The sequence below is a fragment of the Mesorhizobium sp. M7A.F.Ca.AU.001.01.1.1 genome (genome assembly GCF_004022735.1).
In the GTDB taxonomy this organism is placed as follows: Bacteria; Pseudomonadota; Alphaproteobacteria; order Rhizobiales; family Rhizobiaceae; genus Mesorhizobium; species Mesorhizobium ciceri.
The window spans coordinates 1-6,091 of the sequence record NZ_RZPF01000388.1 but is presented as its reverse complement, the minus strand read 5'-3'; the positions used below and the strand labels follow the sequence as shown (position 1 = coordinate 6,091).

Genomic DNA, 6,091 nt, shown 5'->3' with positions numbered 1-6,091 from the left:
CCTTGGCGGCACCACCGAGTGGTGGCCCTTTTCCGCCAGCGCGTTGCCTATGGTGCCGGCGAAGGGTTTCAACGGCACACGCGCATTCTTGCCGAACAGCGCCGGCTCGAGCGAGGCAGCGTCGTATTTCCAGATGTTCAGCGCCGGCTCCTTGAAGTCGTCGGCGAGCAGCCCAAAGCCCGGAATGTTGGCCGTCCAGCCGAAGCCGGACGGCTTGAACATCTCGATCGTCACCTTCAGCGCGTCACCCGGCTCGGCCCCCTCGACGAAGATCGGCCCGGTCACCGGATTGACGGTGGCGAAGTCGAGCTTGGCGACGTCGGCGACCGTGCTGCCGGCCTGCAACTGGCCGCCGGAGGAATCGAGGCACTGGAACTCGATCGTCGAGCCGGGCGCCACCCGCTCGGCCGGGGCAAACGAATTGTCCCAGCCGAAATGATGTTGGCGCCCGTGGATGGTGTAGTCGCAGTTATTGCACATCTTTTACGTACACATTGTCGTAGTTGATCGGGATATGAACCGGGTCGACATAGAGGTTGTCGGCGCCGCCCATGCGCGCCGATTTCATGGTGAAGCGCTGCTCGTTGAAGACCGGCGCCCAGGGCGCGTCTTCCATCACCTTGTCGTAGATGGCGCTCCACATCTTGTCGCGTTCGCCTGATTTAGCCGGGTCGACCACCGAGTCGGCCTCGGCCGCCTTGGCGTCGAGATCCTTGTTGCAATACCACGACCAGTTCCAGCCGCCGGGCACCGCACCGGCGCAGCCGAGGATCGGGCCGTAGAAGTTCGACGGATCCGGGAAGTCGGCGATCCAGGCCATGCCGCCGGACCAGATCATCGGTGCGCCGGCCTTGTCGCCGCCGGCGGCAATCACGTTTGCCTGCGCCAGCGACTGGATGCTGGCCTTGATGCCGATCGCCGCCAGATCCTGCTGGATCGCCTGGGCGATGCGCGGGTTGGGATCGGTGTTCATGGCAAACAGCTGTGTCTCGAAGCCGTCGGGGTGGCCAGCCTCTGCGAGCAGCGCCTTGGCCTTGGCGACGTCATAGGGATAGCCCTTGTATTCCTTGTCGTAGCCCGGCATCGACGGCGGCAGCGGCTGGTTGGCCGGCACGGCGCGGCCGTTGATGATCTGGATGACGCGCGCCTTGTTGATCGCCATGTTGACTGCCTGGCGCACCTTAACATTGTCGAACGGCGCCATGGTGGTGTTCATGGTGACATAGCCGGTGTGCAGCTGGCCGCCTTCGACGACGCGTGCCTTCTGCTCGGGATCGGCCATCACCTCCTGGAATTTTGCTGGCGGAATGCCGTCGCCGGGGACGTCGATCTCGCCCTTCTGCAGGCGCAGCAGCGCCACGATCGGCTCCTGGCCGATCTCGAAGGTGATCTTGTCCAGATGCGGCAGGCCCTTGTGCCAATAGTCCGCATTGCGCTCGAAGACGATGCGCTCGCCGAGCGTCCACTCGGCGAGCTTGAAGGCGCCGGTGCCGACCGGATGCTTGCCGAAATCGGCGCCGTATTTCTCGACCTCTTCCTTCGGCACGACATGGGCGAAGTTGATGGCCATCACATGCAGGAAGGTGGCGTCGGGGCGGGTCAATTCGAATTTGACCGTGTAAGGGTCGACGACGGTGACGCCGGAGAGGCTCTCGGCCTTGCCGGCGGCGACATCGTCATAGCCCTTGATCGAGCCGAAGAAGCCGGCGCCGGGGCTCTGCGTCTTCGGATTGGTGACGCGGTCGAGCGAATATTTCACGTCGTCGGCCGTCATCTCGCGGCCATTGTGGAATTTCACGCCATGGCGCAGCTTGAAGGTGAAGGTCTTGCCGTCGGGCGAAATCTCGTAGCTTTCGGCGAGGTCGGGTTTCAAATTGGTGGTGCCCGGCTCGTAGTCCATCAACCCGTCGAACAGACTCTTGATCATCGACCAGTTCTGCCAGTCATAGCCGATCGCCGGATCGAGCGTGGCGACGTCGTCCTTGTAGGTGATGGTGATGGCGCCGCCCTGCTTGGCGTTCGGATCGACGGCGTCCTCGGCGCGAACGCTCGTCATGCCGAGCATCAGCGCCAGCGCCGATGCCGCTACCGTGGATGCGAGAAACCTTTTCATTTTTATGTTCCCTTTCTCTGTCTGGTTTTCATTTCATCTGAGCTTGATGCGGGGGTCGATGAAGGGCGCGATGATGTCGGCCAGCAGATTGCCCAGCACGATGGCGAAGGCCGACACCAGCGTCACACCCATGATGATCGGGATGTCGACGCGCTGGATGGCCTGCCAGGCGAGCTGGCCAATGCCGGGCCAGCCGAATACGCTTTCGACGACGACGATGCCGCCCATGAAGATGCCTATGTCGATGCCGATCATGGCGATCACCGGCAGGATGGCGTTGGGCAGCGCATGGCGGAACAGGATAGCTCGCCGCGCCAGGCCTTTGGCGCGGGCGGTGCGCACGTAATCCTGGCGCAGCACGTCGATCATCGACGAGCGCATCATGCGCGCGTACCAGCCCGCGCCGAGGATTCCCATGGTCAGTGACGGCAGCACCAGATGACGCCAGGTGCCGTAGCCGCCGATCGGGAACCAGCTGAGCCGCACGGCAAAGACGTAGAGCAGCAGCAGACCGACGACGAATTGCGGCGCCGAGACGCCGACGAAGGAGGCGACCATCAGCGTCTGGTCAGTGGCGGTGCCGCGCTTGACGGCGGCGATCAGGCCCATGCTCAGGCCGAGCAACAGCTCGCACAGGATGGCGCCGACCATCAGCAACAGGCTGGCCGGCAGCCGCGAAACGATCAGCTCGGTGACTTCGGAGCGCTGGATGTAGGAGCGGCCGAGATCGCCGCTGACGAGCTTCGTGAGATAGCGCCAGTACTGGACGACGAACGGCTGGTCGAGGCCGAGCTGCTGGCGGATGTTCTCGACCGTCTGCGGCGTGGCACTGCGGCCGGCGATCTGGCGCACCGGATCGGCGGGCAGGAGATAGAGCAGAGCGAAGGTGATCAGCGAGACGCCGAGCAGGATCAGCAGCGACTGGATGAGGCGGCGGCCGAGATAGGCGATCATGCCCGGCCTCTTTGCGTCGGATCGAGGATGTCGCGCAGCGCATCGCCGATCAGGTTGAAGGCGAGCGCCAGCGCCAGGATCGCGGCACCCGGAAAGAACACCAGCCAGGGTGCGGCCTGGAAATAGGTCTGGTTCTCGAAGATGATGTTGCCCCAGGACGCCGTGGGCGGCTGGACGCCGATGCCGAGGAAGGAGAGTGTCGCCTCGAGCAGCACGGTGGTCGAAATGCCGAGCGTGCCCCAGACGATGATGGTCGGTAAGAGATGCGGCAGGATGTGGCGAAACAGGATGCGCGGCGCGCTCGCGCCGATGGTGCGTTCGGCATCGATGAACTCACGCTCCGCCAGCGATGAGGTCTCGGTGTAGATGACGCGGGCGGTCTGCACCCAGTTGACCAAAGCGATGACCATGGCGACGATCCACAGGCTGGGCTCGAACACCGCGGCCAGGCAAATGGCGAGCAGCAGTGCCGGAAACGCCATCATCAAATCGGTGAAACGCATCAGCGCGCTGCCGATCCAGCCACGGAAATAGCCGGCGACAACACCGACCAGCGTGCCAATGAACAGTGCCACGCCATTGGCGACGATGCCGATGATCAGCGAGGTGCGGGCGCCGTAGAGGATGCGGGTCAGGAGGTCGCGGCCGAGCAAGTCGGTGCCCAGCCAGAATTTTGCATCCGGCGGCAAGGGCGAGCCCTCGATGGTCAGGCCGTCGAACATCTGCTCGTTGGGATCATAGCCAGTCAGCCATGGCGCCAGCACGGCGCCGGCAACGACGATGGCGACGATGACCAGCCCGAGCAGAGCCAGACGGCGCCTGACCAGCCGGCGCCAGACGCCGGCGCGCGGCTTGACCGGCATGCGCCCTGGCGCGGTGAGATCAGGCGCGATGGGACTGGTCATCGTCGCCTTCTTCGCCCGTTGCTTCTTCGCTTGTCATTGCCACGATCCGCCGCGCGGCATCCTCGACGCTGATCTGCCAGCTCATCGCCAGCGAGCGCAGCTGCGCATAGGCGCGGCCGTCATCGGCGCCTTTCGCCAGTGCCGTCACCGCGCGAACGATGGTCTGGCGTTCGGCAACGCGCTGGCGAAGCGAGGCGATCTCGCTGGCCAGGTGTTTTCGCGCCTCGAAACTCTGGCGCGCGATCAGCAGCGCGCTGTAGACGCCGGCATTGCCGACCGGCTTCAGCAGCTGCGCATCGGCCTTATGCGACAGCGCCCATTCGATGCGGCCCGGCGCCTCGGAACCGATCAGCGCCACCAGCGGCATCGGTGCCTCGCCCGGCTTCCACGGAAACTGCTCGTCAAAGCCGAGATCGGCGTCGAAGAAGACGAAATCGGCGGCCAGCGTCTCGGGCGGCAGTTCCGGCCAGCAATCCAGCGTGATCAGCCCGATGGCCGACAATTGCCTGGTGATCGCCTGCACCGTCGGATGTGGGCGATGCAGGATAAACGCCCTGGCGCCGCCGAGATTGGGGATGCGTGGGGCTCTGGTCACGACACCACCCTCAGGCGCGGGCGGCCGAATGTTTTTGCCGGGTCGTAGCGCGACAGATACGGATCCGGCGCGACTTCGTCTTCGCGGCTGACGACCTCGAAGAAGCCGTCCGCGATGCGCCCGATGATCACCGGCAGTGTCGCGTGCTGCGAGTGGGCGTCGATGGCGATCGGACCGAGCCGGGTGGAGAAGCGGCGTTCGGCGAAGGCTTTGGAGAATTCCGCCGGACCGGCGTCGGGATTGCTGGAGAGCACGTCGGCCATCACCTGCACCGAGGCATAGGCGGAGGCCTCGAAGGATGAGGCAAAGGCAGCCGGGCGCGGCGCGAAATACGGCCCGACCGACAGATGTCCCTTGCCGGATTCACCGATCGCCGGCAGCTCACCTTCGGTCAGGTTGCAGGAGATGACGGGGCAAGTCCCGGGACTGAAGGCGGCATCCTCGTGACCCAGGTCGCGATAGGCCGCGAGGAAGGCGTAGGACGAGGTGCCGATCAAATTGTTGAGGATGAAGTTCGGCCGCGTGGCGCGGATCTCCGCGATCAGCCGCGACACGTCGGTCTCGCCGATGCGCAGATAGCGTTCGCCCAGCACCTTGCCGCCGGCATCCGCGATCAGGTCGCGCGCGACGCGATTCATCTCCCAGCCCCAGATGTAGTTCGAGCCGAGCAGGAAGCCGTTGGCGCCGAAACGCGGCACGACATGCGCCATCAGCGGCACCAGATGCTGGTTGGGGCAGGCGTGCATGTAGACGACATGCTCATTGGCTTCGAAGCCCTCATAGGGGCAGGCGTACCAGAGCATGCCGCCGGCTTTCTCCAAGACCGGAATGGTTTCCTTGCGGCTCCAGGAGGTGACGCAGCCGATGACATGGCGTGCGCTGCTGGTCTTGAAGATATCTTCGCAAAGCGTTGCGTAGCGGTCCGCATTGCTTTGCGGATCGCGCTCCACCGGCACCAGTTCGATGCCTGAGCTGCGATCGGCGTTGATGTCGGCTATGGCGCGCATGGCGCCGATGCGGCACGCATCGGAGACGAGCTGATAGCTCCCCGAGCGGGAATACAGGATGCCGATCTCGATGCGCCGTTTCAAACAGGACCCCAGAAATGACAATGCCTCGCAGCCTGCGCCGGAAGGGCGAGGCATACGAGGCATTTTTGCCGCCCGGCAATCAGAGCCGGTATTTTGCGCTAGCGTATTCGGTCCGGCGGGTCAGTCAAGCCCTCAATGACATTTGCATGACCTGCCATCGCCGTTTCGCTGCCGCCGGCTATTTGGCCGCCGGCCTCTGGCCGAGTTGGCGGGCATAGGTCACACAGGCGTCCACCGTGCTGACACAAAGCGCGTCGCGCCTGTTCGGCAAATTGTTGTCGCCGGCATAGGCAACTTCGGCGACGCGGCCATCGACCATGCGAATTTGCGTATCGCAATAGCCGCCGGGAGCGACATTGACGGAGCCGCCGACCGCCGGGATCGCGCCGACCGCCAACGTCGGAACCACAATGCTGAGATTGCCGCGCTGGAC

At 64.4% G+C, this 6,091-nt stretch carries 6 protein-coding genes and 1 pseudogene; all 7 read right to left on the bottom strand.

Annotated features, from left to right (window positions below; genetic code table 11):
- The coding region (locus EN884_RS21990; protein ID WP_206617618.1) for an acetamidase/formamidase family protein at positions 1 to 480 on the bottom strand (480 nt) is incomplete at its 3' end.
- Positions 470 to 2,113: an ABC transporter substrate-binding protein gene (locus EN884_RS21985; RefSeq protein ID WP_063169703.1), complete on the bottom strand. Its 1,644-nt coding sequence runs from the start codon at positions 2,111 to 2,113 to the stop codon at positions 470 to 472. The genes EN884_RS21990 and EN884_RS21985, both read right to left, overlap by 11 nt.
- Before the next feature lie 33 nt (positions 2,114 to 2,146).
- Positions 2,147 to 3,067, bottom strand: coding sequence for an ABC transporter permease (locus EN884_RS21980; RefSeq protein ID WP_024502122.1), 921 nt, complete (start codon positions 3,065 to 3,067; stop codon positions 2,147 to 2,149).
- Positions 3,064 to 3,930: an ABC transporter permease gene (locus tag EN884_RS21975; RefSeq protein ID WP_128278528.1), complete on the bottom strand. Its 867-nt coding sequence runs from the start codon at positions 3,928 to 3,930 to the stop codon at positions 3,064 to 3,066. Before EN884_RS21975 ends, EN884_RS21980 begins: the two co-directional genes overlap by 4 nt.
- A 19-nt stretch (positions 3,931 to 3,949) precedes the next feature.
- A complete protein-coding gene (locus EN884_RS21970; protein ID WP_063169702.1) occupies positions 3,950 to 4,567 on the bottom strand; it encodes an ANTAR domain-containing protein in 618 nt (205 codons plus the stop codon).
- The gene (locus EN884_RS21965; RefSeq protein WP_013528537.1) at positions 4,564 to 5,658 is read right to left on the bottom strand and encodes a transporter substrate-binding protein; all 1,095 of its coding nucleotides are present in this window, start codon (positions 5,656 to 5,658) and stop codon (positions 4,564 to 4,566) included. The genes EN884_RS21970 and EN884_RS21965 overlap by 4 nt, the downstream gene beginning before the upstream one ends.
- A 178-nt stretch (positions 5,659 to 5,836) precedes the next feature.
- A pseudogene (locus EN884_RS21960) lies at positions 5,837 to 6,091 on the bottom strand (hypothetical protein); the annotation flags it as partial.